This window comes from Stenomitos frigidus ULC18, assembly GCF_003003795.1.
GTDB lineage: Bacteria > Cyanobacteriota > Cyanobacteriia > Leptolyngbyales > Leptolyngbyaceae > Stenomitos > Stenomitos frigidus_A.
The window spans coordinates 1-23,712 of sequence record NZ_PVWK01000154.1 but is presented as its reverse complement, the minus strand read 5'-3'; the positions used below and the strand labels follow the sequence as shown (position 1 = coordinate 23,712).

Genomic DNA, 23,712 nt, shown 5'->3' with positions numbered 1-23,712 from the left:
TTAGTGATAGTACTGGGCACCCCGCAAGTTGGCATGTTCAAGCGGGGCCGTTGATGGCGGTTGAGCACAGACAGGCGCTTGCTCTAAGCGGTGCTCTAGCAACGAGCGCAGTCGTTTCAGTCCGACCATGCCCAAGACATTGGCCGTATGACAAGCCGCTTCCAGGCGGTCTTTGCCATATTGCCCGGCTAACCTTTGCAAGCCTTTGAGGCTGCGAAAGGCTTGCTCTTCATGCGCTTTGCTCTCAAAGATGGCTTGCACCTGCGCTTTGGTTTGAGTCCCGATGCGCTCCGCCCAACTTAGAAAGCCATCCTTCGACTGTGATTTGTACGCCCAATGTTCGGGTGGCATGTGAGCGGGTAGCGTCGTGTGCCGATAGCGCACTCGTGAGCGTTGGTGGCAAGCCATGCGTTGATGTTCATGAAAAACCTCTACCAGTGTCTCGCTCACTTTGACCTCGACCGGGCAGTGCACCAAGTGGTAAGGCACCGAGTAGTAATGCCCTTCGACTTCGATGTGATAATCCAGGTTCACCTTGGCACGCTTCCATTGCCCCAGAACAAACGCCTGCACGGGGAGCGGACGCAAGGCCGGTTGATCCACCTGCTCGAACAAGGCCTGTCGCGACAACCCATAGCTAGACATCACCCGCTGGTTAAGGACACTCAGACGGACTGCAATTGCCCCGTTCAACTCGGCAAAGCTCGTAAAGTGTTCATGACGCAAGGGTGCCAGGATTTGTCGTTCGACTTCTTGCACCGCTTTTTCCACCTTCGCTTTATCCTTCGGCTTTTTCGGTCGTGCTGGAATCACGGCCACTTCATAGTGTTGAGCGAGTTCTTGATAGGCGCGGTTCAGGCCAGGTTCATAGCGACACGGATCTGTGACCCCCGACTTGAGGTTGTCGGGCACGACAGCGCGCGGTACTCCGCCCAAGAACGCAAACGCTCGTCCATGCGACCCCAGCCAATGGGGCAGTTCCTGCGTGGGGGTAGCTTCGGCATAGGTGTAGTTACTCGCACCCAAGCACGCCACGAAGATTTGCGCCTGGACGACTTCGCCTGTGTCAGGAGGCGTCACGGGCACCGTCAAACCGCAGTAATCGACAAACAGCTTTTCGCCCCCCTTATGGACTTGGCGCATCGATAGCTTCTGCTTGGCTCGCCAGCGATTGTAGCGTCGGCAGAAGCCACCGTAACTGAGTTGCCACGCTCCCTTGTCCAAGCCTTCCTGCCACAGCAGTGCCAGGGTGACACCCTTGCGTTGCAACTCGACCGCAACTTGGGCAAAGTCAATGGTCTCGGTTTGGATGGGCACCTGTCGGTTGCCTTTGCCCAATCGTTCTAACGCTTGGCTGTCGCTCATCTGGCTTAATTGCGCAGAGCTTAAGCCCTTTGCCGTCGCTCGACGAAGGTAATCCTGCACCGTTGACCGCGCGACACCACAACTTTGCGCAATGGCGCTCTGATTATGTCCTAGCTCGTGCAAGCGCACCATTTCTCGAAATTTGGCCATCGGCAGTAATCCTCCTTGCTGTCGTTTCATTGGCACTCCTGCTCTTGCTCACTAAAGTGTGTGCAGTGTAGGCGCAGGTGCCGAAGTTGGATGAAAATGACCTGCCGAGGTTTCCGGAGAATTAAGTGCCGAAGCATCCGGAGAATCGAGTGCCGAAGCAGTTGTCACTTCGGTGCCGAAGTCTCCGGAGAATTAGGTGCCGAAGCATGTGCAATTTTGCACTGCAGCAACGGTTGCTGCTGCGGCATCCTCAATGTGTAACCACGACCACACGCCGTCACCCTTGCCGACGATCGGAAACTGTTGCTGTCTTACCTGTGCTGCAACGTCTCCATCGGTCGCAAACCAGGTGCCGGGTCCATAGAGGAAGCCATAGCGCAGGGCAATTCCTTCGATGCTGGGTGTTTCGAGTAAGTGGCGTTCAATGTCAGTCACGATGTGTGCATCCGCCGCCACCGCAGGCGACGCATCAAACGCGATTGGTGTTTCCTCGTCTGCCAAGCCTGTACCGGGAATGCCCCAGAAGGCGATCGACTGCCTCAAATAACGACGCACACCCGCTGCCTGCGCTGCTGCCAGCACATTGGCACCGCCTTCTACCCGAATCCGAGTATTCAAGGCTGCTGCCGCACTCATGGACTCGCGGGTGTAAGTTTTGGGCAGGGCAGTGAGCTGTTCGATCACCACGTCTGGTTGAGCCTGAATGACAGCCGCTTTGATTGCATCGGCATCGAATATATCTGCGATTACAGGTTCTACGCCCGCCGCTAACGTTTGCGCTTTTTCGAGAGAGCGGGTTAGTGCTACGACATTGTGATCTTTGGACAACAGTTGCGCGATCAGCGGCTGACCGATCGCTCCCGTTGCACCTGCAACAAAAATCTTCATGGTTGATTCCTTGAATCCTCTCTGGTGCTGTGGTGAATCGCTGCTTCAGCTTGATTAAATCGATTCAACTAAGTGTTTTGAAGTGCGATCGCGTTCAGTAGTCTCTCTTTATCCCAGGCATCCCGATAGCGAGTACCGTTGATGAATAAAGCTGGCGCACTGTTAACGCCGCTTTGGATGCCGCCTTGAAGATCTTTAGCCACTCGTTCAGCATGAACATGGTCTGTCATGTCTCGTAGAAAGCGATCAATGTCAAGTTGGATATCATTGGCATACTCTAGGAGATGACCATCGTTCAGGGTATCTTGATGCTCAAATAAAACATTGTGCATCTGCCAAAACTGATGTTGTGCGGCGGCGGCTTCTGCCGCTTCTGCTGCCTTTTGTGCTTGGGGATGAAGGTGTGTGCGCGGAAAATGACGAAAGACAAAGCACACTGGGAGCTGTTGTTGAATGGTTTGAATCATTCGATGTACCTCACCACAAGAAAGACATTGATAATCACCGTAGAGAACTAAAATAATGGGTGCATTTATTGCTCCTTGAATGCGATCGTGTTCCGCAATGGGTATGAACAGCCTGTTACCATCGTCTGTCTGACTCATGGTGTGTTCATGCAGTCTGTAGCTGGCATCGTTGCGATGAAAACGTTTGAAAGAACAGCAAGAAAGTGAATGTTGTTTCTTGATACTCACAATACGGGCATTGCTTCCACGTTGTCGCATCCCCTGCGAGAAGTCTTTGCACTAACCATAAGATCAGCGATCGCCTGACTCCCAGGACTAAGAACGACCTATCCCTAAGAGCAGGTAACAGCTCAAAGCGGTTGATTTGAGTGCCAGCTAAAGCCTTAAAGCGTGATAATGCCGCGCTTCAACGCCACAATCATGGCTTGGGTGCGATCGCTGACTGCCAATTTGCTCAGAATATTTTTGGCATGAAATTTGACCGTGCCCTCCGCGATCGACAAGGCACTGCTAATCTCTAAGTTACTCTTGCCCGTTGCCATCAGGCGCAGCACTTCTAGTTCACGCTCGCTCAACTCTGGACTACCCATCCGCTCTGCCAATTTTGCACCGACGGCAGGAGGGATATACTGTTGACCGCTGTGCACTGTCCGAATCGCACTCAACAGGTCGTCTGGTTCTGCATCCTTTAAGACATAGCCCTTTGCGCCCGCTCGCAGCCCTCGATAAATATCTTCGTCACCGTCATACGTCGTGAGAACAATGATCCGAGCGTTGGCGAACGCAGCACAGATCGCCGCGATCGCTTCAACACCGCTCAGTTCAGGCATCCGCAAATCCATCAACGTCACATCGGGCTGATGCTGGTGAAATAAGTCTATAGCTTCATGCCCGTTACAGGCTTGTCCAACCACCGTCATATCTGCTTTATAGTCAATGACGGCGGCTAGACCTTCTCGCATAAAGGGATGATCATCACTAATTAAGACACGAATGGGAGAGGAGCCAGAGGGAGGGAGAGTGTGTGGGTGCGTCACGATGTTTGTACCCTGACGATGATTTCTGTTCCCTGTCCAGGGTGACTCTGAATAGTTAGTTCTGCCCCAATCCGTTCCGCACGCTCGGTCATGCCGAGTAACCCGAAGCCTTGACCGATGGAGAGGAGGCTGCTTTCAAACCCCCGCCCATTGTCTTTGATCTGCAAAAGACAGTGCGATCGCTCATACCGTAGCTCAACGCAAATTTCACTTGCATTGGCATACTTAAAGGCATTGGTTAACGCCTCTTGCCCAATGCGAAGTAGATTGGTTTCGATCTCGCTTGGCAACGTGTAGGGTTCACCGATCGCTTCGCAGCTTACCTGTACTGACGTATGGGAAAACATCTGAGTCGCGTATCGATCGAGGGCACTCTGCAAATCCCCTTCTTCTAAAAGCTGTGGACGGAGCGCTTCGACCGATCGGCGGGCATCGGAGAGACCAGAACGTGCCAAAATGCGTCCTGTTTTCAGGTGGGACTGGGCAGCCTCTGGATCGAGCGTGAGGCGCTGGGTAGCAGCATCTAAGTGAACAATGATGCTGGTAAACGCTTGAGCAAGCGTATCGTGGATCTCGCGTGCCATACGGTTCCGCTCTTCTAGAATCGAAGCTTCTTCTGCTTGTCTGCGGTCGCTAATATCGCGCACCATCACCAGCACCTCACCTTCCCCGCTGGCAGCAATCCGCACCTCCTGATCGTAAACCTGATTGTCACTCACAATTTGCTGTTCATAAACCTGTAGCTCGCCTGTTTCGATGGCTTGTTGTGCATATTCCATTCGCTGTTGCGCCACACTGGGCGGCAAAACGTCATGAATATTCATGCCAACTTTCAGTTGATGAGGATTAAACAGTGGAAAATTACCGCTTCTCACTACTTTCAGATAAGTGCCATCCTGACTCATTTGAATCAACAGATCGGGAATGGCGCTAATCATGGCGCGATTTGTCGTTTCGCTCTGTTGCAAAGCCAGTTGTTCCCGCTCCAACTCCAGCGTGCGTTCAGCCACTTGCTGTGCCAAGATCTCGTTGTAGTCGGCTAAAAGTTTCTCTGCCTGTTTGCGATCGGTAATATCTTGAAAGGCAACGATCGCATACACGATATTTCCATCTTGATCAAATACAGGTGTGCCCCACGTCTCGATCGGGATAATCTTGTCACCGCGATGAACTTCAAGGTTATCAGCCGTTGTGCGCTCACCTTTTAACGCTCTCACCACAGCGAGTGCTTCAGCAGGGTAAATCTGCTGGGTGCCAGCAACATAAATTTCATAAAACGCTGGAATTTGCTCGGCTGACACAGAGGCGATCGCCCCTTGCCCCAAAAGTTGAGTCGCTCTTTCGTTGGTGTAATAGGGTCTGCCGCTGGCATCCAAAATAGCAATACCCACAGGCACCGCTTCCAAAAATTGCTTCAGCTTGCTTTCATTGTCTGACAAGGCTTTATTTAAGGACTGCATCGCCGTAAAGGAGGTTCGGATCTGCTGCGCCATTTGGTTGAATGATCGTGCCATCTCACCCAAAACACCAGAGCGCTCAATGTCTACCGTCTGTTCCCATTCACCATCTGCGAGTGCTTTTGCCGACTGACTCACGCTGACGATCGGCTGCGTGATCCATCTCGCTGTTAGAATACCCATGATCACGCTCACAGCCAGAGCGGCAAAGCATAGTAGGACAGTTGTGCGGGTATTCAGATCAATCTGCTCCATGAAGTCTGCTTCTGGAATGACGACGACAATCAGCCAGTCAATCCCGCGATCATCTTTAAATGGCACCACCTGAAGAAATTGCCGCTGCTGCTTGATTGTAAAATCAAGTTGCTGTGGTGTTTTGATGGCGTGAAAATCGCCAAAGGTTGCGGTTAAATAGTTGGCGGTCGCTTGCGTCAGGGGATCGCGGCTAGCAGTGACTTTGAGCCGAATGACTTTCTCTTCTGGCAAAGCCACAGGTTTGGTCGTGATCTGAAACGGGGCTTCTGCCGTGGATGTGGCAACAAATAAACCCGATCGCTCGATAATAAAACCCTGCCCATGCTTGCCAATCTTTAAGCTGCGTAAGAAAGCACCAAGCTGCAAGAGATTGAGATTGGACAGCAAGACTCCTTCGACACTCCCATCTGGGTTGTAGACAGGCTGACTCGCACCGAGATAGAGCGTTTCCCCAGTGACGTGAGGGTAGATTTCACTCCAACTTTGTTTGCCTGTTTGCAATGGCGTTTTATACCAGGAACGCTTGTGGGGATTGTAATGTTTGCCCACATTAATGATGGCGAGACGCTGACCCTGCTGATTCGTCGTGTAGGTTCGCAAGTCATAACCAGTCGCTTTTCCAGACACCCTCATCGTGAGCGCCTGATTGCTCTGTCTCTCCGCAGCGATTAACTCTCGATCTTGATTGGCATACCCAATGACAGTCACCCGATCAAAGAGCGCCAGTTGATGCCAGAAGTGTGCCTCTAGCGCCGCAAAATTTCGGACATCTAATTCACCCAACCGAATGGCATTAGCATTGCTTTGATTCAGGCGTTGCGGCGTATCGAGATAGGTATCAAGATTCTGCTTAATGCGATCGGTCAGCTCACTCCGGAGCTGTGTTGCCACATCATTAACGGCTCTTTGCCCATTTTTAAACGAGAGATAGCCTAACAAGCCTGCTACAGCAAAGATCTGCAAGACGAAGGGAGCAATCAGAGCCGTTCGTAAAGAAACTCTTCTAGAAGCTGCGTTTACGATCTGGTTCAGCAGTTTGAGTGACATCGGCACTTAAGTATGGTGAAGCGTTTCTCATTGCACTTTCACTATGTCTGCCCTAATTCCTTAATGAGCCAGAAAGGGTCTCTTCTCGTCAAAGATCTGTACAGCAGCCAAAGCTTCAAGGTTCTCTCACTTGAATAGCCTAACTACCTGACCTTTCGGCAGTTTATCATAGGCATTCTCAAGTACAGCTTCAACTTAAACGCTGCAAGCGTCATAGCCCTCTTGCCCCGCTCTCAATAGATGAAAAAATAAGTTCAAAGTCAACTGATGCCCTAGTGGATAGAAAAGCTGCTGCATCTTGTCGATGAGGAGCTCAAATCGGGGTTGAGCCAAGGCAAGGAGCAAAGGTGTGAGATAGAGTACTCATTCCATCTGGTTTGAGCTTCAGAAACTCAACGCTCTTCCGCTTTAAGCCTTGGTCACCTGCAGACGGCGCAACGGACCCACGAGCGCATGGGGCTTGCAGCCGTTGAAAAGAGGCAAAAGGCACTCTGTACTACCCCTTTCTGAGTCCAAAAAGCCCAAAGTTAGTCCAGAGCCACTAGTACACCCCCCAAAACCGGGTTCTGTGCGACCCTTCACGGCACGGCGTTGACTCGGCGATCGCCGTCAGTTTCCGGGCGATCAGGGTGACCGCTGATCCAGCATGATGAGAGTGCAAGTTTTTGGCAGCAAAGCAGCGGCATGGCGCAACAGAAGACGAGCGAACCCCTGACCGGGAACGCGTTATCGGAGCAGGTAAAGACATTAACGACCCTGAGCAAAACGCAGAAAGCCAAAGCCTGCGGTTAGGTCACGGTGACGAAGAGTGGTGTGGAGCGGGTCAAGCTACTGGCGTTTCTGCAGGCGCTCCTGAAGGCATGACGCTAGATGGGGCAGCCGCTGAGCAGGGTCGGGGTGGACGCCGTGCGAGTTACTACAGCTCAAACAACTGGACCCTGTCGCTTGAAGCACGACAGCCGGTTCGCTGCCAAGCGACGCAGCAGACCTAGTAACGATGGTCGTAGCTGCAAATTGATCCCGAAGCTGGGTAGAGCGAAGCTTCCACCTGCTTGACAACAGGGGGGTTCGGTCGCTTTGGATCTTGCCTGGACCGCTCAAAGAGGACCAGCGGGCGCAGTTGAACCGAAAGTGACGGTTTTGGCTGGAATCTTTAGCCCCCAAGGCTTTCATTGCCCGTGAAGGCAACAGCTAGCCAAACGACCATTTTCTTGGTGCCGAGCTTTTCACGCAATGAGGTCTTGATCAGCACAAGCAAACGCATCAAGCAAGCAAAATCAGGTTACCTGGTCAGCTCGGTGTATATTTTAAGGTGGGAAAGCTTACGGGTAATGAGTTCCAGCCCATGAAGGCTTCAACCGATCGGGGAGGCGCTTCCATTCCACCTTAAGTTCTACGCCGTCAGCTCTAAGTTTCCTGACACATCGAAACCGTTACTTGATGCATGGATGCGCCTGCTAGCCCAAAGGGCTGAGGCGCTGTGTGCGGTTAACATCTCAAGCGCGGTTCTGAAGACAAGCCGCCTGGGTGACGGGGTGGCTTAGTTTAACCCCATAGAAGGAGGAGTAAGGCAGTGAACACGCTATTGAAAATTCAAGGCCTCACCAATGCGGCTGCGCCAGTTGATCAAGACTGGGAACCCTACTTCAAACTGTTTGAAGCTCTACCGACCCTTGTAGAAGCAGATTTGATGAGTAGAACTTCGATGATGGAGCCATCTAGCGACCCCCTGATCGGCGGCAATCAAACTCCTTTGTACACAATAAATTTAGAGCGCAGGACTGAAATTCGGACCATCTGCCAGAACCGTAGTTTCATCACTCGGGCAATTGCACAATGGTTGAGATATTACCAATACAACCTTGTTGAGTACCGCCCTCATGAGGAGACGCTTGAATACGTAATGGAGGCTGAAGCCCTCTACGTAAGGGCAACGTTTGTCATGTGTGAAGGGCTTTGTAAGCACGTGGAATGGTTCAGTACCAACTTTAGAGAGCCCAGGATTGTGTGGCTAATCTGGGAATATTTAGACCTCCTTGCCAGTTTTGAAGAACACTTCTCCGATCGCATCGCTTCCTTTTTGGGAAAACCACGTTCTATGGGAAAAGCAAAGTTGTTCGAGGGTTTGCGCAAAGCTGCCAAGGAGGAGGAAGATCTAGGAAACAAGCAGGAAGCAACAGACTACAGTCACCTAGAATCCTTTCTAAAGAGTGATCCTGTGACTATCTTTGCTGAATTCCAAAGTTTAGATGAGCTAGCAGCACTCATACTAACAATGCCAAAAGCGTGCACCGAAACGGCGCGATTGAGCCTCGACTTTGACTTTCACTATTGGCGTCCTTTTACAAAAGCAAGAAGCCGGTACCACTGTACGGTGAGGAAAAATAAAAGGTATCAAATGCTTCGTATGTAGATGACCGACTATGCCTGTTTTCTCATGCCATGCGTGGAAGGCAGCTAGCAAAAGCAAGAGCTTGGTTAAGTTATGTAAAATTCTCTGGTCACACGGTACTAAAACCCTTGGCCAATTTATTTGCTCTAAGGTTGTCTTATGCCCGCAAGGAAGTAACTAGAAGGTAAGTACCCTATGCAACATGAGCCCGATTTGTTTTACTGGCGAGAAAAAGCAAACACTCCAAAATCAAGCGTCGCTAGAAAGCTCTGCAACAGGTGCGATGACAAGAAAGGCAGTTCAGCCGTTTTTGATGCTATCGCTTAAAAAGCCTTTCAACGTAATTTTGGCCGTTTCATTTTTTTGCCAAACAAGACGAGAGGAGAGCAGCCCCCTTCGCAAGTTTGTGCACGACAAACCCCACTGGATCACTGCCAAGTACCTCTAGGACAAGATAGCAAGGCATCACGCTTAACCAGGAGCAGATTTGAGCAGTGGGTCGTCGCTCAGCTTGAGTCCAGAACGCTGCACTGAATCGTAGAAGTTTTCCACTATGCCTCTAACACCTCTGAACTAGCAATAGTTTCGGACTTTTTAGGCTGAGTTTTCTGCCTGAAAGCGGCTCTAGAAACTTTACTAGATTACTGCACCATCAGGTGTCTTCGTCAGGGCTAGTTCCCTTGCCTCGTCGCTGTTCTTCTACTAGAGCCGACGGACCTTGGCAACTGTCTGCTTCTAGTAAAGCAGTCTTTCTAGGAGACTTGTATGTGGCATATCCATGACGCAGAAACCAGTGAATCCTGCTACAGAGAAGCATCATTCCGTTTGCATACCTCAACAAGAAATTGGGTTTCTAAATCAACTTTAGCAGGGCAGATTACATCTTTGAAGCCAATACTCTCCAACTCAATGACTATCGATAAACTGGTGCAGTTGCAGTCGCCTAAGAGATTCTGCACGCTCAAAAATTCTCAAATCTGCCTCAGAGCAGGAAACCTAGAACCTTCCACCAGTCACAATTTTCTAATATTGCTGAAAAGCCTTGCCCAGGAAGGTTTCAGGCTTCAGTACGAATTCATACACCTTATAGTACGAAGCCATTTCAACCTCAATCATCAAAAGCACTGACTAGCAACGCTCCTGGAGTTTCTCATTTTTAGAGAATTCATACTCATACTTTGGGTGGCTCTCAGCTAATGAGTTATTTTCGTACCTTCTAGGTCGCTAGGAAAATGAGTAAATACTCACTACATAGAATCATCTACCTTTGGAGCCAAACAAAAGAAGTATCCTCTAATCCAGTTCTTCTTAAATTTCTAAAAACTGCTCTAAAGTTGTATATTTTATGCAATTTTGTTTCTAGCTTTAACTCTCATGCAGATTTTGAGGCTTATTGCCACAAAGCATCTATTCAGGAAGTAGCACCTGAAATGTGGTTGAAAATATTTAGAGAAAACTTCAAGACCGCTGTCAGTCTGGGCAAAACAAAGCAAAGTACGCAAGGAAATTACAGTTCGGCACTGGGTCGATTCTTAAAGTGGTTACAAAAAGAAACATGGTATCAAGAAATTTTTCTCCACAATCTTCCTGATCGAGCTCCTTGCACAATACCCATTAGTCGCAAATGGAAACCAAGAGTCCAAGATTATGAGTACGGCTTAAAAGTTGAGGAACTTCCTGAGCATTTGTCTGTTTTTTTAAGGGAATGGCAAACATTTTGGATGCCACATAACTCTATAGAAGAGGAAAACAGTCAGAAATGTGAGAATCTTCCTAGAAGAGAGACATTAGTCAAAACAAGCGTAGAGAGACGAAATAAAAGAGAAAAAAGGCGGGTAGAAGAGCAGGGTAGGGGAACTTTTGATAGACCTGTTCTAATTAAGTACAGTGATAAGACTTTTAAAAACTATAGTAAATCAGTTTTACGCTTTTGGGGATGGTGTATTAATGTTGAATGCTATTCTGTTGATGAGATTACCATTAATTGGATTACTGATAAAATTCTTTTAGAAGATTATGCTACACACCTCATTCAGGATCGTGGTCGTAGCTCGCATAGTGGAGTATCTATAGCGCTTGCAGCTCTCTCAGTTGCAAAATACTTGACATACAAAGACTCTCGTAGACGTGACTGGTCAGATATACCATTAGTTGAAGAATTAAGAAATCTTTGTAATCAGTACAAGGGAGAATATAATAAACAAAAACCCCAGTCAGATGAGGAGAAGTGGGAAGAAAAAGAGCTAGCTCATGAAGAAGCTCGTAAGGTTGTCTGGTATTTGTATCAGCACTGTGCAAAACTGAATGCTAGAGGAGAGAAACGCTCTGCTAGTGCTATCCTCAAAGCTTGGCGAGTTTATTTAATAGTTAAAATTCTAGTTTACGCTCCTATTCGACAACAAGAAATACGAAATCTTAGGGAGGGAGATACTTTAATTAGAGTGAAGGATAAGAATGGGGCAGAGCGTTATGCAGTACGTATTAGAAACCATAAAAACCTTAATAAAACAGGAAAATCACGTTATTACCCTTTGCCAACAGTTCTTACTCAAGATTTAGATATCTGGCTTCAACTAATACGCCCAACAGCGATTGAGGCGGCGAAGAATTTAGATGATTATCTTAAATTTTTTGGTTACAGTTTAGAACTGGAGAAACAACTCTCTCAAAGGTTAGAAGAAGCGAAGAAAGGAAAAACACTTAGGAAGGTTAAAAATCTTGAAGATTACATTTCATCTCTGAAGAAAAGAATAAAGGCTATTCATGGGCGTATCGAGTCTTGGGAAGTAGCAAAAGCTAATGCTGAAAAATGTAATTCTGTCTTTTTTATCATCGGCACAGGTAATAGCCAGACTTCCTTCTGTGAACCGTACACAGACGATCGATTTTCTCTACTATGTGAACTGGTTTCATGGAACGTGGGCGGAGCTACAAATGCCTTATTTGGATGCCCAAAGTTCCTTAATCCCCATGGATTTAGACATATTGGATCGAAGCATTTACGACTAATTGGAAAGGCAAATTGTAAGGAAGCTTTTAGCTCCTTACAAGGACACAGTGTTGAAATTGACGATGAATATGCTGCTCAAATCACTAAAGATTATGATTTAATTGAAGAGATTGTAGATGATTGGTGGGAATGAGCGCCAAAAAGCAGATCCATCTAAGCAAACGAGCTTATCTGATCCACAATTGGCTCTGCCTTTATCAAGGTGGTAGAAAGTCTACTTTAAAGTTGAGAGAATTCCAGGCTTGGGCTGAACAGCACACTGGTACATCCCATTCTTTGAAGGATATCCATGCTGCTCTGGATGAGCTGACTCTTCATGATTTGATTACCATCTACGCCATAGAATTGGAGACACATGACATCGATCTCAATACATTCGTCCTTTAGTGTGAATGTGTTTAGGGATTTCCACTTAAGCGTATCGAGCAAGGATGGTGCTGCCCAGCCGAAGCTTGCAGCCAGTAGCAGCCTGCAAGAAGCCAACTAGCCGGTGCCTCCTGGTTTCTGGAGCGCGATCGCCGACACACCCTTTCTTACAACGTGTCAGTACTAGACTTCCCTGATCACACATCGCTAATCCCCCCCTACCTTTCTTTCGCCTATGTTCATACCCAAACACCGACTGGAGGCTACTGACTGCCAGTCAACCACACAACAAACCTTGTATCGCGCTGGCAGACTCAAACCCGATGAACAGTTTGAGCCTTGGTCAGACTATTTACAACAAGCCATGCAGACTGCGGCACTTTATGGCCTTGCGATCAACGAAGCAGAAGCAGAAGCAGAAGCAGAAGCGGCGATCTCATGCCTCTTTGAAATCAACCCGCAAGCCTGCTGACAGCTGCTATGTGGCGACTTTGCGCTAGCGGATCACCCAACTTTGGTGCGCGGTCTCCTGTGCGATCGTTACCAGTGGCTGTTACTTGGCTTTTCTGCCGACGATGCATATAGGGTGTGTAAGCCCAAACCCCAGAAAATTCCGTCAGCCCAACTCCATCCCTCTACGATCGCATCCCGTTGATGACCTGCCAAGCGCTGTAGATGTTGAGTAGCCTGTTTTTCGCCGCCATCGTCACGGCGCATCATTAACTCCAAAACTTTCCATAGAAGGCTTGTAAACCGGAAAGTTGAAATTGAGTCATGAGTCACCATGCGGGTCCCACACCACAGGATGGCAACCCGCCAACCATCGAAAACCGGAAAGTTCACGGTCGCCGTGCGAGTTGACGGAATTTTCTGGGGTTTGGGCTTACACACCCTAAAGGGAGTGAAGTGCCAAAGAGACCTCCCTCAATGCCACCAATTGAACTGGTTTAGGAAGCGGGACAATCCCAATTACAGGCATAAGTTTATCGTCATTCGTTTTGCCTCTTTTTGTGTAGCAGCAAGCAAGTCTAATGAGTCCACCACTCAAGGCTCATTGCCAGGGTAGCCGAAAAGTTTGAGGCGGTGCGATCGATGCATCCACTGACTGAATGTCAGGCGCGATCGCCAGCGACAGCAACTGCTGCAGCGCTGGACTCAAGCTTGCGCCCATTTTGAGCTTCAGGAGGTCATTGGTGGCAAGCTCGTCTAGCGTTTGATACGTCAATTGATACTCCAAAATTGAGATGACATCCTCAAGCCACTCATCGGGTAATTGACCTCTTAAATCGCGGCGAATCTGGACGATAGCAGGGTTGGTGTGGGCGAACATAGACTTCCTTAAACAGTGATGTGTAGCGACGCGAAGCGGTGATGTGTCAGCGATGTGAGTACTGCTGTCTGGGGTGATGTGTGCTTGCTGTGACATCACACATCATTGGATGTAGGTCCTGCTGCGTCTAGGTTTCAGACCAGCGCACCCATTCCGCCTTAGAGTTGAGGGGTGAGAAGGTTTCGATCAGGTGCAACGCCATGAGCTCCAGCAGCAACGCCTGCACCTGCTCCCCGTTTAAGCCTTGATTGCGGCCCCAATTTTGCCGCACGTCCCGCACCGCGATCGACCCTTTCTTGCGGAGATACAGCGCGAGGCTTTTAAGCTGACCAGTGGGCATCGCCTCCACTTGACTGGGCTTCTCCGTTGGTTCCGGCTCGGGTGCGTCTGCCTGCCAGCAGTCCTGTAACCAGCTGTTCACCTGAGCGCGAAAAGCAAACGGTGGCGCTTGTTGTTGGGGCATAGATGGCTGATGGGTTTGACTTGGCGATGATGACCAGAGGGTAAAGTCAGTGATTTTGCGCTCAATCTGAGGCAGTTCGACAGCAAGCCATTCTGAGTGTCCAGGCAGTTTCAACTTGCCTTTGCCGCTGGAGACAGGTTTGCGAGTTATGGGGTGAATGGTCGGCATCAATTCCAATTCCAGCAGAGCCGCATCCCGTAGGCGGGCGATGCCTTTCGCATCCCCTAATGCTGAGAGCGTCCGATCATGCGCGACAAACAAAGGTGGCATCAGCACTTTGCGACTATCACTCATCGCGGACTTGAAGAACTTACTGCCGATGTCACCCGGCAGGCGGTCCGCCCAGTTTGTCATTTCTTCTGACACCACGCTGGTAATGCGCTGCTGCTGCCGTAACGACTGTTGCCAGTCTTCCTCAGTTAACCCCGAGCGGTTGAACTCCTGGTAGCGGCGCTCGATTTCGTCCAGGTACCACTGCAGAAAGGTAGCGATCGCCTGGTAATCCATCCCGGCACCGATATGGCGAATGCCCTTCCACTCGTGGTTGGCAGCATGAGGGTCGAGCACCACGACCTGGTGCCCCGCGCGGACTTTTTGCATGACCAGATAACGTGCCGTCCAACTTTTCCCGGCTCCCATGCCACCAAACAGTAGCCCTGGATATTCCAGGAAGTTTTGTAGATAAGCCGTCGGGTCAGCCGCTGGATTAGACGTGGGCGTGACAGGCATGGCTGGTTGCCCAGGTGCAGCGGTTACTGTCTCCGGCTGGGCGGTAGCCTGGGGCTGTGGCGGCGCTGCTACGTCCTGATAGTCAGCATCTTGGACAGCTTCCAGATAAGGTGCCATCTGGGGGTAGAGTCGTTCGGCAGCCTGTAATTGAGCCACCTGTTGATAGCCTTCCAGTTCGGCCTGATGGGCGATCGCCTGCAGTTGCCCTTGTTGCACCCGCGTTTGGCGCTCCCACTCCTGGTACTGGCGACGGTAATCGCGTCGTGTTTGGGTGAGCAGCCAGGCAGACACGCACAGCCCAGTGCCTACCAAAGACAGCGGAATTTTGCGATAGGCTGCTTGATAGGTGAGCTGTGTACCCAGAAAACGAAACGCCTCCGGTTGGTGCAGGTAGCCGCTGACGGCTAGTGCCGTACTGGTCATCCCAGCCGCCAGTAGCCCCAGAATCTGAGGCAGATAGGGATCTTTCACTGCCAAACCTCCTGCACCTGTTGCTGGACTTGCTGTTGCACCTGTTGACTAGTGTGGGCAAGCTGGTCAAACCAGCCCGTGAAGAGGGCGACGGCGAGAGCGATCGCGATGGCGAGCAACCGGGCACTGCGAGACAGATAGGCAGGCAAAGCCAGGGAGAGGATGCAGGCGATCGCGCCAATCCAGTAGAACGGCAGGAGCGCCGTCAGCCATCGGGCAATCAAGGTAACGGTAATACCCAGCGCAAACAGCCCCATGAAGCGGCTGACGCCTTCCAGGACATAATCGACGCGATCCGGTTCCGGTGCTGCCTCTGGCTCGTAGTAGCCGTCGGACGGTGGCAGCATGAGGGGGGAGTCGTAGGGGTCAAACATGGCTTACCTCACACCCGAAAGAAGTCTTTGACACCGTGCCAGAAGCCTTTGCCAGGCTTGCCAGCGGTGCCGTAGGTTAGTAGCTCTTTACGGGTTTCGGCTTGTCGTCTCAATGCCTCCTGCACTTGCAGCTGCCGCTGTGCTTGGGGGACTTTCTCGCCGATCGCTTTGGCACGATTCTGATGCCGCAGGTGAATCAGTTTAATGGCGCTCTGGAAATCCAGACGGTTCAGGTCATACTCCGAGCGGTATTCGGCTTCGAGCTTCTGGATGCCGTGCCCCGCTTTCTGGTTCAGCAGTTGCAGATGCTTGTCGTAACCCTTCGAGAGCAGCCACGCATCGAGCAGGCTTTTATCGATTTGCTTGGAGCCTTTCTCGACTTGCTTTAAGACGCGTTGCACAAACTGCTCGTACTCGACTTGCCCTTCAATCAGCGTGGTGAAATGCTTCTCCAGGATCGGCAGAATCTCCTTGAGACGGGTCATGGCAGTGGCGCGATCGGCAAACAAGGCGAGTTCGTTGTCGCTCATCTGCGGCAGTCGCGCCAGGTCGATGCCGAAGTAGCGAGTGGCGCGTTCGGTCAGGGCACCGGCATGCGGCAGGAGATGGGACTGGATGCCTTTGGGACTGCTGCTGTAGCCTTTGGCTTTGGGCGCTGACATTAGTTGCACTCCTTGGTTTCAGAAGACCAGAACAGAAAACTGCTGCGATGGGTGTCGCAGAGGGGCGCACGGGGGACGAGGACGACGCGCTGACCGGCAGCACCGGCGAGAAAGCCGAGCAAATAACCACTCAAGACAAACCCCAGCACGACAGCGATACCGAGCAGCACCGTATTAAGCGGTTCACGGTACGTAGTCACGCGCTCAGGAGGGTTGGGTGGTGACGCTTGCGCCAGTGCCGTTTCGAGTGGGGTAAAGGTGATGCGGCCGTCCGGCTGCTGTTGCACCAGATAGGGCGTGCCGGTCTGGTCTGACCAGATAGCCAGTTTGGCGGCTGCGGCTGGGGGTAAGGCTTTAGGGGCGAGCATGGTTGGAACCTCCAAGAAAGTTGCTGGCCAGCCAGCCAGTCTGCCCCCGCCACCGCACAGGCACCCACACCACGCCGTCCTGCTGGACGCGGCGCTCCGGGGACAATTCCACCAGGTCACCGTGCATTAGTACGCCTAAAACTGGACTCTGTAAACTGGGCGCGGCGCGGAAATTGGCGGCCATGCCAGGGCTCTGGATCTGGGCGATTGGGAAGGTGGCGAGGTCATGCGGGGTTGCTGGCGGGGCATTGGTTACAGCCGCTGTGGGCAGCGCTGCAGACGTTTCTGGCTGTTGTGTGGTAGCATCTTGCGATGCTAGTGACGGGGTCGGCAGCGGCGAGACAGAAGGTGTAGCGGTTGGACTGGCGGCGGTTGTGACTGGTGTCTGCTGTTGCGAGAAACCGAAGCCAAACATGAGCAGCGGAATCGCCAGCAAGCCCAGAGCGATCGGTAAGCCCCAATGAGTCGTGGCTTTGGGCTCGGGTGGTGGCACTGGTTGCAGCGTGAAAAATTGTCCTTCGGTTGGGTTGGGGATCTGGGGCATGGCTTTAGCACCGTGAAGGGGGTCTAGACTGACGGGGCAAAAGAGCTTACAGCGGCAACGCACCGGCTGCTGTGTAGGGGGCGATCGCCAGAAAGTTGCTGGTCAGGTCAGGCACCTCAAGCGCGTCGTCTAGCAGTACCGCAAAATCAGCGCACTGGTGGGGGTGTTCGCTCAGTTCAGCCACCAGATATTGCTGAATGCGGAGTTGAGATTGCCGCAGACGCTCGGCCATCACTTTGGCGGTGCTGCGCTCAAACTGGGTCAGTTTGGCATCGAAGGCAAACACCTGAGCGTTGATGGTGTTCACGCCGGTTTGAGCTAGTGCCGAAATGGCATGGGCGCTCTGGTGATCCAGTTCAGACAGTCGTTGCTGTTGCTGCTCAGTGTTGGGGTTGGGACGCTTGGCTTTGGGCTTGTGCCCGTTGACGGAGTGTTTAAGGGCATCGGTGTTAAGGGGCATGGGTTTCGAGCTCCTGAAGCAATAGGGTTTTGAATTTAGCGACGGATCGGCAACGCTTGAGAAACAAGACAAGACTGATGAGCAAGGCTAAATCACTGTCGTCATAAAGTCCGTATTCGTTTGGCTCCATGTGAAGTTGTTCGATCCACCAGCGCAGTGTGCGAATGGGCACTCGCTTCCGCCTCACTGTTGAGAGTCGCCAAGCCAGTTCTTGCAAGGTATGTCCGTTCGCTTGAATGACTTGCGGTGCCATAGGTTTGCCATTCGTATTGCTGCTTCATTGCAGGCTGATGCCAAGGCAATGAAGCAGCAATGAGATTCAATTCATGCTTGGAATGCTAACATGAAGTGAAGCATAAAGCTTCATAGTGCTTCATAAGTAGAAAAAAGCAACGATGGGACTAACATTGAGGAGAAGTGAATGGATGAACTTGTGGCTGCCAAAGACCGCATATCGGTCGATATAACCGACATCAAGGACAGAATTGAGCTGTATCGGGAGGATCCAGCGTGGCGTGAATTATCAATGGCTGGAAAAATCCGAGCCTTGGTGATTGAGAAGCTGGAAGCAAAAGAGGTTGAACAAGCCAAGTAAGGGCGATCGCGATGATTCAAGCCATACCGAAGCAAGTCACATTTGATGAGTTCATGGACTGGTATCCAGAGCACTCAGAACACCACTACGAGTTGCATGATGGGGAAATCATTGAGATGCCGAAACCCATTGGCAAACACTCACAAGTCGCCGGTTTTCTGGTGGCTGAAGTCAATTTTGAAATCCGTCGGCTCCGACTTCCTTACTTCGTTCCCAAGGAGTGCATCGTTAAATACAGTGAGTCGGGTTACGAGCCCGATTTGATTGTGCTGGACAGCAACACGATCGCAGCCGATACCCGCTGGGCAAAGGAATCCACGATCACGCGGGGGGAATCGGCCAAGGTCGTTGTGGAAGTCGTTAGCACCAACTGGAGTGATGACTACGCCATGAAGCTAGAAGACTATGAGGCGTTAGGCATTGCTGAATACTGGGTTTGCGATTACTTGGGCTTGGGCGGTAAGCGGTATATTGGCTCTCCCAAACAGCCCACGTTTTCGGTCTACCAACTCAACCCAGCTGGGGAGTATCAGGTGAAGCAATTCCGGGGACAGCAGGTGATCGAGTCGCTGGTCTTTCCTGAGTTGCAACTGAGCCTGGAGCAGATTTTGGCGGCCGCAACTGCACCCGTGACGTAAGAGGCGCTGAATGTTTGTACTGACAAAAATCCAGGCTCAAAAACTGCGGCATTTTTCGAGATCTGCGCTTAGATCACTTAAGCTACTCACTACAGTAAATTTCACTGGCAGTAGTGCAAGCAGCAGACGAACTCACAGGTTTCCACATTTGGACGATACAGGAGGTAACTGGATGACCTAACAAGCCCTTTAAAAGTCAGAACCCCCACTGGTAGAAACAGAAGGGGCAAAAGACTTGAATATTCACTTTTATATAGGATTTGGAGACTCTAACTCACCGCCGTAGGAAAGCAAAAGTTAAGTCGCCAGAGATTGCTATGCCAATTTTAGTGGCAATTTGTCAAATGGTGCAACCTTTTTGACAAATTGCTCTAGTTTTTGCATGGCTTCCTATCTGCTGTTATTCCAGCCATAGGGAGTTAACTTGTGCATCAAATTTTTCATCAATGTTGGGAGGGCAACCCATGCAGCTAGCCCCCTCCCGTGCCTTTCCATCCGTGCAGGAAGGTGATGATCCCTTCCTCGCGCTCTGGCCTCACCGCTATGACTACCTGTGGGCCGAGCATCCCCATCCCGACGAACGACCCGACTGGCAAACCGAGAGCCGTCATCCGCTTTCAGATCGCCTGCTGCAACAGGGCACGATGCTCTACGGTGTCCGCTTTGGTCCCACCACGCGCTACTGTGTCCTTGATGTAGACAAAGGCAGTGCCTACCACCCCACGCGCGATCGCTTCGCTTGGCGACGACTCGTTGCCGCACTGGACGACTTAGGACTGGTGCAAGCCGTCGTCTGCACCTCCAGCTACAGCGGCGGTCTGCATCTTTACTTTCCCTTTGACACCGAACAGAAAACATGGGCGATCGCCCTGGCAGTTTCTACCCTGTTGGAAAACGCTGGCTTCAAACTGGCTCCTGGACAGCTAGAGGTCTTCCCCAACTGCAAAGCCTATGTCACCAGTGGCGAGCACAGTCTCTACAACGGGCATCGTCTGCCCATGCAAGCGGGGTCATATCTCCTGAATCAAGACTTGCAGATGATCTGGGGGAATCAAGAGACCTTTGTACAGCACTGGCAGTTCGCCCAACAGCGCAATAGCCTCGATACCAAGGCAATGGACCGCATACTGAAAGCGGCTCGACGACGACAGTTTCGCGTCACCGGCAAAGCCGATAAGTTTCTCAATGATCTGAATGCCGAAATTGAGCAGGGTTGGACGGGTCCCGGACAAACCAATCGGTTACTCGGACGCATCGCCATGCGTTCTTACATCTTTGGGCACGTCCTGTATAGCGACAAGCCTTTGGAGGGTAACGCCTTAAGCCGCGATATTGTAACCACCGCCCAGGCGCTACCTGGTTACGCGGACTGGTGCCAACATCAGCAAGAGGTGGAAAAACGGGCTCAAGATTGGATGCACGCCATTGAACAGAGCCACTACTTTCATTACGGCACCGACAAGCCTCCAGTGGCGTTGAGTCCCGATCAGCCTGATGAACAAGCACCCAACTGGAATCAACAACAGGAAGCCGCCGCGAGAGACCGCATTCAACAAGCGATCGCTAACCTCTTGGAACAAGCAGCCCTACCAACTGGCATTACCAAACGCTTTGATGCCCTTGTCACCTATGGTCTGAGTGGTACGACACTCTATCGGCATCGTGATCTCTGGCACCCAAGGTATTTACAAAACGCAACAAGCGGCGCGCTTCAGAGTGCTGTGGAGCCGGATTGCTCGTGGGCGGCATCCGGCTCCACCAGTCACACAAACTTATTGGGTGAAAATGGGTGTAAGACGCTGCCAGAAGCAAGTTCTAACCCTTTGGAACGTTTAGAGCTAGGGGCGATCGGGTGTAATAGCCTTCCCTTAGGGGATTTGAGTCAGACAGAGACCAGGAATATGACCCAAGAAGAGGGGATTGCCTATATCAAACAGGTCTTGAACCAGGTTAAAGCCAGACGCCAGGTCGAAACCGCCCGGAAACGCCAATGCTTAGCGGGACAAGACCAACTCTCACTCCCCTTTGACCAGGCAACGCCGTAAGCGTTGCTAGCACGGCGACTGCAACGCTGTCACTCCAGCGAGATCCAACGCTCTCGCTGCGCTTCGTGCGGCTAGCCTCTGCCGGTTTTGCCTCTCTAGGCGGGGGCATGAGAGCGTTGGCGCAGCCTGTGTAACGCACAATCGCACTTAATCATGACTCAGACTGGCCAACATGGCTGCATAGGAGGTTTCGTGCAAATGGGCTTTGCCAACGGAGCCAAACAGTGCCAGTTTTTCTGTAATCACGGACTCCATGGCCGTGATCGCCGCTCCAGCAATCTCCAGCAAATCGCTGGGACTCTTGCCGCAAACTTCCTCCTTGAGGGCTTGCAAGTAGGCTTGACGCACTTCCGTATTCACGTTGAATTTACACACTCCCAGTTGAATCGAGCGGCTGATCATCGCTGCTGGCAAGCCGGAGGCCCCATGTAACACCAGGGGAATTTCCAGCAATTGGCGAATTTTGGCGAGACGATCAAAGTCCAGGCGGGGCGGACGCTTGTACTCCCCATGGACATTGCCGATCGTCACGGCCAAAGCATCGACACCGGTTGCTCGCACAAAGGCCACCGCTTGTAGCGGATCAGTCATTTTGGCTTCTTTCTCGGCAATCGTTAAGCCATCTTCGGTGCCACTAATGCGCCCAATTTCCGCTTCGACGATCGCCCCAGATTGATGAGCCAGCTGGGTCATCTGGCGGGTAAAGTCAAGATTCTTGCCATACTCAAAGGGCGACCCATCCGCCATGATGGAGCGAACGCCCGCTTGCAACGCGTCCTGAATATCCTGTTGATCGGTGCTGTGATCCAGATGCACCGAAACGGAAACGGTTGCGGCCTTAGCCGCTTCTAAACACATTGCTACCAGCATCGAGCGCCCATACCGCAGCGCACTGGGATGAATCTGCAGCATCGCAGGGCTGCGCAACTTTTCCGCGGCATTGATGACGGCTTTCACGCCTTCCAGGTTGTAGACATTAAAGGCACCGATCGCGTAGGCATTGCGGCGAGCGGTTTCTAGCAATTCTTGAGTGGAGGCAAGCATAGGCTTTTGAGGGCTAAGAGATTGTGCGTTTTGGCAGCAAGCTCATTGGGGGCACAATGCCTCAATTATCCTGCACCGTAGGGGGAATCTTTGGGGTTGCGCCGACATCCGGGCAAACAGGTGCAAGTACAGCTTTTACTGGCTCTTCTTTTGACCCTTGGACCGCTTTTGGACTCAATGCTCCCACTGGCACATGCCTTAAAGGTCGATTCCTGCGTTGAGAGGAACCTTTAGAACCCTCATGCTGCCGCTGCCCTTCTGCCATCCACGCAGTGATTGGCAGCCAAACAAAAGATGAGCAGGAGTGATCAATCGCTTTGCCCCTCAACGCTTGCGTCGCGGCGACTGTGCATCAACGTTGAGCCAAAGCAGCAAGATCACAGTCTGAAAGTTAAGCTATAAAAAGCTTTCAGGCGATGTGGTACTTCATGGCCAGGAACGGTGTCATACCCCAAAGTAAGTTTGAGGCGCACGGGTACTTGAGTGCGGAACAGCGGCTTGCGGAGGGGTAGTCTTTAGTAAAAGCCGCTTTCGCAAGGTTACAACCATGCCGCCTCAAATCGATACTGGAGTCGCTTACCTGCTTTGGTGTATCTGTTTGTTCGGCTTCTGCGGCGGGCAACGGTTTTACGCGGGCAAAATTGGCTCCGGCTTGCTCTATCTGTTCACTTTCGGTCTGTTCGGTTTTGGGCAACTGATCGACCTGGCTTTGATTCCCGGTATGGTCAACGAGCGCAATCAGACTCTACGCGGACGCTACCTGGGTTACGCCCCTCAGCCAGATGTGGGCGCGGTGGCCGCAACCACGCCGCCGATGCAGAAGCTCTTAAGAGCCGCGAAGGCGAATGGTGGCACTTTATCGCTGGCGCAAGCAGCGCTGCATACGGAATTAGAACCGGCGGCACTCCAAGCACTGCTCAAACAGGCGCAGCAACTGGAGTATGCCGAAGTCACGAATGATCCGCAAACGGGAGCGGTGCGCTATCGGTTTGATGTCTAGGCATCCAGTTGGCACTGCGTTAAGCTCAGCGGAGTGAGCGCTCGTCCCTGCACCTCAAACCTCAAGTTCTTGTGCTGATGGCGGTGAAAACCTCACTACCTCGAGCCTTTGCTGCAGCCACTGGGTTAACTGCCCCGGCCGCAGAAGTGCTGATTCAGAATGAGGATTCTGTTCCTTTCAGGGGTTGAGCCGACATAGGGGTTAAGCCGACACAAGGCTAATTTAGTGCAGCAGAGGGCTGGAAGCCTGATTCTGTCGTGAAATTTTGATGCTTCCTTCCCTGTTGGAGCCTTTATTCAGAAGTCCGACGTAGAAAGACTTGTAGCCTCATCTTGCACTTTTTTGTCCTTATGTCGGCTCAACTCCCTATCCTCCAACGTTGGCATATTGAACGGGCTGAGTTCTTCTCGGTTAACCGGTTTAGGAATCCAGACCCAACTCATAGGAAAGGCTTTACCCCAACCAGTCTGGAGACGTTGGGTTCTTTTACGCAAAAGTACGTAAAGCGACATGGCGTCAGGCCAACATTCAGTCCCGCTTTCGCAGTTCCCGAAT

General features: G+C 51.5%; 23 protein-coding genes. 8 read left to right on the top strand and 15 right to left on the bottom strand.

Annotation, left to right across the window (positions count from 1 at the left end; genetic code table 11):
• The 5 genes from istA to C7B82_RS28505 form a co-directional block, all read right to left on the bottom strand.
• Positions 1-1,545: an IS21 family transposase gene (gene istA, locus C7B82_RS28525; RefSeq protein WP_106260454.1), complete on the bottom strand. Its 1,545-nt coding sequence runs from the start codon at positions 1,543-1,545 to the stop codon at positions 1-3.
• Between the two features lie 162 nt (positions 1,546-1,707).
• Positions 1,708-2,403, bottom strand: coding sequence for an NAD-dependent epimerase/dehydratase family protein (locus tag C7B82_RS28520; RefSeq protein ID WP_106260452.1), 696 nt, complete (start codon positions 2,401-2,403; stop codon positions 1,708-1,710).
• A 68-nt stretch (positions 2,404-2,471) separates the two neighbouring features.
• Entirely contained in the window at positions 2,472-3,008 is a 537-nt protein-coding gene (locus C7B82_RS28515; protein WP_106260450.1) for a DsbA family protein, read from the bottom strand.
• A gap of 245 nt (positions 3,009-3,253) precedes the next feature.
• Positions 3,254-3,907, bottom strand: coding sequence for a response regulator (locus tag C7B82_RS28510; RefSeq protein WP_245940140.1), 654 nt, complete (start codon positions 3,905-3,907; stop codon positions 3,254-3,256).
• A complete protein-coding gene (locus C7B82_RS28505) occupies positions 3,904-6,666 on the bottom strand; it encodes a PAS domain-containing protein (RefSeq protein WP_106260448.1) in 2,763 nt (920 codons plus the stop codon). The genes C7B82_RS28510 and C7B82_RS28505 overlap by 4 nt, the downstream gene beginning before the upstream one ends.
• Before the next feature lie 665 nt (positions 6,667-7,331).
• Between C7B82_RS28505 and C7B82_RS28500 the strand changes: the two genes are divergently transcribed.
• The 4 genes from C7B82_RS28500 (at position 7,332) to C7B82_RS28475 (ending at position 12,906) form a co-directional block, all read left to right on the top strand.
• Positions 7,332-7,658: a hypothetical protein gene (locus C7B82_RS28500; protein WP_106260446.1), complete on the top strand. Its 327-nt coding sequence runs from the start codon at positions 7,332-7,334 to the stop codon at positions 7,656-7,658.
• Between the two features lie 581 nt (positions 7,659-8,239).
• Positions 8,240-9,079: a hypothetical protein gene (locus C7B82_RS28495; protein ID WP_106260444.1), complete on the top strand. Its 840-nt coding sequence runs from the start codon at positions 8,240-8,242 to the stop codon at positions 9,077-9,079.
• Between the two features lie 1,211 nt (positions 9,080-10,290).
• Entirely contained in the window at positions 10,291-12,201 is a 1,911-nt protein-coding gene (locus tag C7B82_RS28485; RefSeq protein ID WP_146141301.1) for a hypothetical protein, read from the top strand.
• A gap of 468 nt (positions 12,202-12,669) precedes the next feature.
• A complete protein-coding gene (locus C7B82_RS28475; RefSeq protein ID WP_106260436.1) occupies positions 12,670-12,906 on the top strand; it encodes a hypothetical protein in 237 nt (78 codons plus the stop codon).
• 68 nt (positions 12,907-12,974) lie between these two features.
• On the opposite strand, the gene C7B82_RS31725 is transcribed toward C7B82_RS28475, so the two are convergent.
• The 9 genes from C7B82_RS31725 to C7B82_RS28435 all read right to left on the bottom strand — a co-directional run bounded on the left by C7B82_RS31725 (position 12,975) and on the right by C7B82_RS28435 (position 18,088).
• Complete coding sequence (locus tag C7B82_RS31725) at positions 12,975-13,277, bottom strand: hypothetical protein (RefSeq protein WP_146141300.1); 303 nt, start codon at positions 13,275-13,277, stop codon at positions 12,975-12,977.
• A gap of 208 nt (positions 13,278-13,485) precedes the next feature.
• Positions 13,486-13,860, bottom strand: a complete 375-nt coding sequence (locus C7B82_RS28470; RefSeq protein ID WP_146141299.1) for a hypothetical protein — start codon at positions 13,858-13,860, stop codon at positions 13,486-13,488.
• Positions 13,861-13,891: 31 nt separating this feature from the next.
• Entirely contained in the window at positions 13,892-15,427 is a 1,536-nt protein-coding gene (locus C7B82_RS28465) for a hypothetical protein (protein WP_106260433.1), read from the bottom strand.
• On the bottom strand, positions 15,424-15,801 hold the full coding sequence (locus tag C7B82_RS28460; RefSeq protein ID WP_106260431.1) for a hypothetical protein: 378 nt from the start codon (positions 15,799-15,801) through the stop codon (positions 15,424-15,426). The genes C7B82_RS28465 and C7B82_RS28460 overlap by 4 nt, the downstream gene beginning before the upstream one ends.
• Before the next feature lie 8 nt (positions 15,802-15,809).
• Positions 15,810-16,463 (bottom strand): hypothetical protein, encoded by a 654-nt coding sequence (locus C7B82_RS28455; protein WP_106260429.1) that lies wholly within the window; start codon positions 16,461-16,463, stop codon positions 15,810-15,812.
• Positions 16,463-16,831 (bottom strand): hypothetical protein, encoded by a 369-nt coding sequence (locus C7B82_RS28450; protein WP_106260427.1) that lies wholly within the window; start codon positions 16,829-16,831, stop codon positions 16,463-16,465. The genes C7B82_RS28455 and C7B82_RS28450 overlap by 1 nt, the downstream gene beginning before the upstream one ends.
• Positions 16,818-17,375: an SH3 domain-containing protein gene (locus tag C7B82_RS28445; protein ID WP_106260426.1), complete on the bottom strand. Its 558-nt coding sequence runs from the start codon at positions 17,373-17,375 to the stop codon at positions 16,818-16,820. The genes C7B82_RS28450 and C7B82_RS28445 overlap by 14 nt, the downstream gene beginning before the upstream one ends.
• A gap of 46 nt (positions 17,376-17,421) precedes the next feature.
• Entirely contained in the window at positions 17,422-17,835 is a 414-nt protein-coding gene (locus C7B82_RS28440) for a hypothetical protein (RefSeq protein WP_106260424.1), read from the bottom strand.
• Entirely contained in the window at positions 17,825-18,088 is a 264-nt protein-coding gene (locus C7B82_RS28435) for a hypothetical protein (RefSeq protein ID WP_106260422.1), read from the bottom strand. The genes C7B82_RS28440 and C7B82_RS28435 overlap by 11 nt, the downstream gene beginning before the upstream one ends.
• A 168-nt stretch (positions 18,089-18,256) precedes the next feature.
• Here C7B82_RS28435 and C7B82_RS32805 point away from each other — a divergent pair, with 168 nt between their 5' ends.
• From C7B82_RS32805 to C7B82_RS28425, 3 genes are all read left to right on the top strand, one after another.
• Entirely contained in the window at positions 18,257-18,430 is a 174-nt protein-coding gene (locus C7B82_RS32805) for a hypothetical protein (protein ID WP_181357747.1), read from the top strand.
• Positions 18,431-18,441: 11 nt separating this feature from the next.
• The gene (locus C7B82_RS28430; RefSeq protein WP_106260420.1) at positions 18,442-19,068 is read left to right on the top strand and encodes a Uma2 family endonuclease; all 627 of its coding nucleotides are present in this window, start codon (positions 18,442-18,444) and stop codon (positions 19,066-19,068) included.
• Between the two features lie 464 nt (positions 19,069-19,532).
• Positions 19,533-21,113 (top strand): bifunctional DNA primase/polymerase, encoded by a 1,581-nt coding sequence (locus tag C7B82_RS28425; protein WP_146141298.1) that lies wholly within the window; start codon positions 19,533-19,535, stop codon positions 21,111-21,113.
• 147 nt (positions 21,114-21,260) lie between these two features.
• Here the strand turns inward: C7B82_RS28425 and C7B82_RS28420 are convergent, their stop codons facing one another.
• Positions 21,261-22,157 carry a class II fructose-bisphosphate aldolase gene (locus C7B82_RS28420; RefSeq protein ID WP_106260417.1) on the bottom strand — a complete coding sequence of 299 codons (897 nt, stop codon included), beginning with the start codon at positions 22,155-22,157 and terminating at the stop codon, positions 21,261-21,263.
• Between the two features lie 547 nt (positions 22,158-22,704).
• On the opposite strand from C7B82_RS28420, the gene C7B82_RS28415 reads away from it, so the two are divergent.
• Complete coding sequence (locus C7B82_RS28415) at positions 22,705-23,157, top strand: TM2 domain-containing protein (RefSeq protein WP_106260415.1); 453 nt, start codon at positions 22,705-22,707, stop codon at positions 23,155-23,157.
• Positions 23,158-23,712: the final 555 nt, after the last annotated feature.